Here is a 2,417-nt window from a genome sequence, read left to right as displayed (position 1 = left end):
CTCGCCGGCGTGGTCGGCGGTGCGGGTCCACGCGATCTCCGATTCCGGCAGTCGCGGGAAGTAGGCGGCGTAGCGCAACCCGCCGCCCAGGACGTGGTTGGCGCAGTCGCGGCGGCTCCATCCCGGGCACGCGTCGCAGTCGCCGTCGAGACCCGCCGCGAGCGCGCGGCCGAACAGGGTGGTGGCCCGGTCGAGGACCGACAGGTCCTCCGGGCTCAACGGGGTCGGGGTCACGGTCACCTCATCTGCAGGAATGTCTGGGCCTCACACTAGGTTGACTGGGACGGCGTGACCAGATCGCGCCAGCCCCTGAGCCGTGACGAGAAAGGACCGATACCCGCCATGAGCGCGCAGACCTCCGGTGCAGCAGAGACCCGGGAGTTCCAGGCCGAGACCCGGCAACTGCTGGATCTGATGATCCACTCGATCTACTCCAACCCGGACACCTTCCTCCGAGAGGTCATCTCCAACTCCTCGGACGCGTTGGACAAGGTGAGGCTGGCCGCGATTCAGGACTCCTCGTTGGGTGTCGACACCTCGGACCTGCACATCGAGTTGATCCCCGATGAGCAGGCCCGCACCCTGACGATCCGCGACAACGGCATCGGGATGTCGCGCGACGAGGTGGTGGATCTCATCGGCACGCTCGCGAAATCGGGTACCGGCCAGATGCGGGAGGCCCTCGCGGCGGCGCGCGCGGCGCAGGAGTCGGGCGAGGCCAGCGAGCAGGTGACCGCCGATCTCATCGGCCAGTTCGGTATCGGGTTCTACTCCACCTTCATGGTCGCCGATGAGGTCACGTTGGTCACCCGCAAGGCCGGCGAGACCACCGGCACGCGCTGGACCTCGGGAGGCGAGGGGACGTACACGATCGAGGAGGCCCCCGACGCCCCCCAGGGCACCTCGGTGGTCCTCCGGCTCAAGCCGACCGGCGGGGACGCGGCGCTGCCCGACTATGCCGCGGAGTCCACGCTGCGCCGGGTCGTGCGCACCTACTCGGACTTCATCGCCTGGCCGATCCGCATGGAGGTGCAGCGCCCCGCACCGGAACCGACGGGGGACGACGACGAGGGGAACGACCCCGCCGCGGAGAGCACGATCACCGAGACCGTGACGCTCAACTCCCAGAAGGCGCTGTGGACGCGGCCCCGCTCCGAGGTGACCGACGAGGAGTACGCGGAGTTCTACCGTCACGTCTCCCACGCCTGGGACGAGCCGCTGGAGACCATCACCCTCAAGGCGGAGGGGACGTTCGAGTACCAGGCTCTGCTCTTCCTGCCCACCCAGGTCCCGTTCGACCTGTTCTCGCCGGACGCCAAGCGCGGGGTTCAGCTCTACGTCCGCAGAGTCTTCATCATGGACGACTGCGAGGAGCTGGTGCCTCCCTTCCTGCGCTTCGTCAAGGGAATCGTCGACGCCCAGGACCTCTCTCTCAACGTCTCGCGCGAGATCCTCCAACAGGACCGCCAGGTCCGTGCGATCCGTAAGCGACTGGTCAAGCGGGTGCTGCAGACCATCGAGCAGCTCAGGACCGAGCGTCCCGAGGAGTTCCGTTCGTTCTGGAAGAACTTCGGCGCGGTCCTGAAAGAAGGCCTGATCTCCGATGTCGACGCCCGCGAGCAACTACTCGCCGTGAGCACGTTCGCGTCCACTCGTCCGCGACCGGACGAGTCCGACGGGGGCACCGGGGGCGAGGACGAGGCGGGCACCACGATCGCCGAGTACATCTCCCGGATGGTCGATGGGCAGGAGGAGATCTACTACCTCACCGGCACGTCCCGCGCGGCGGTGGAGAACTCCCCGCACCTGGAGGCGTTCCGGGCGCGGGGTGTGGAGGTGTTGGTGCTCACCGACCCGGTCGACGAGGTGTGGGTCGACGCGGTCGGCGAGGTCGAGGGCAGGCGGCTGCGCTCGGTGGCCAAGGGCGACGTGGACCTGTCCGGTATCGGAGCCGAGGGTGAGGATGCGAAGGACGAGGCGGATACCGCGGATTTCGCCGGGTTGCTCGACTGGCTGGGCGAGGAGCTGGCCGACGAGGTCAAGCAGGTGCGACTGTCGCATCGTCTGACCGAGTCCGCCGCGTGCATGGTCGGCGACGAGTTCGACATGACCCCGCAACTCGAGGCCATGTACCGGGCCTCGGGCATGGAGCTGCCCGCGAGCAAGAGGATTCTGGAGCTCAACCCGTCTCACCCCCTGGTCGAGCGGTTGCGGTCGCAACATTCCGAGGACCCGTCGGCCCCGGGACTCGCCCAGACGGCGCGCCTGCTCTCGGGTGCGGCCGTCCTGGCCGAGGGCGGGACGCTGTCGGACCCCGCCGCGTTCGCCAAGCTGCTGGTCGACCGGATCTGACGAGAGGTCAGTCGATCGGCGCCCCGCGGGTACCCGGGTCGGATCCCGCGGGGCGCCGGCCGCCA

1 protein-coding gene and 1 pseudogene are annotated in these 2,417 nt (G+C 68.8%); one reads left to right on the top strand and one right to left on the bottom strand.

Going from position 1 to position 2,417, the window contains the following annotated elements; translation table 11 throughout:
• Positions 1–234 (bottom strand): annotated as a pseudogene (locus tag G6019_RS07635) (maleylpyruvate isomerase N-terminal domain-containing protein); the annotation flags it as partial.
• A gap of 108 nt (positions 235–342) precedes the next feature.
• Between G6019_RS07635 and htpG the strand changes: the two are divergent.
• Positions 343–2,352, top strand: coding sequence for a molecular chaperone HtpG (htpG, locus tag G6019_RS07630; RefSeq protein ID WP_182613337.1), 2,010 nt, complete (start codon positions 343–345; stop codon positions 2,350–2,352).
• Positions 2,353–2,417 lie beyond the last annotated feature (65 nt).

Origin of the sequence: Dietzia sp. DQ12-76, assembly GCF_014145045.1 — a bacterium.
Classification (GTDB): domain Bacteria; phylum Actinomycetota; class Actinomycetes; order Mycobacteriales; family Mycobacteriaceae; genus Dietzia.
This window is presented reverse-complemented; position numbering and strand designations above follow the sequence as displayed.

What these genes read in the sequence shown, in the direction of transcription:
- htpG (WP_182613337.1), top strand. Translation starts at nt 343, where the DNA reads ATGAGCGCGCAGACCTCCGGTGCAGCAGAGACCCGGGAGTTCCAGGCC.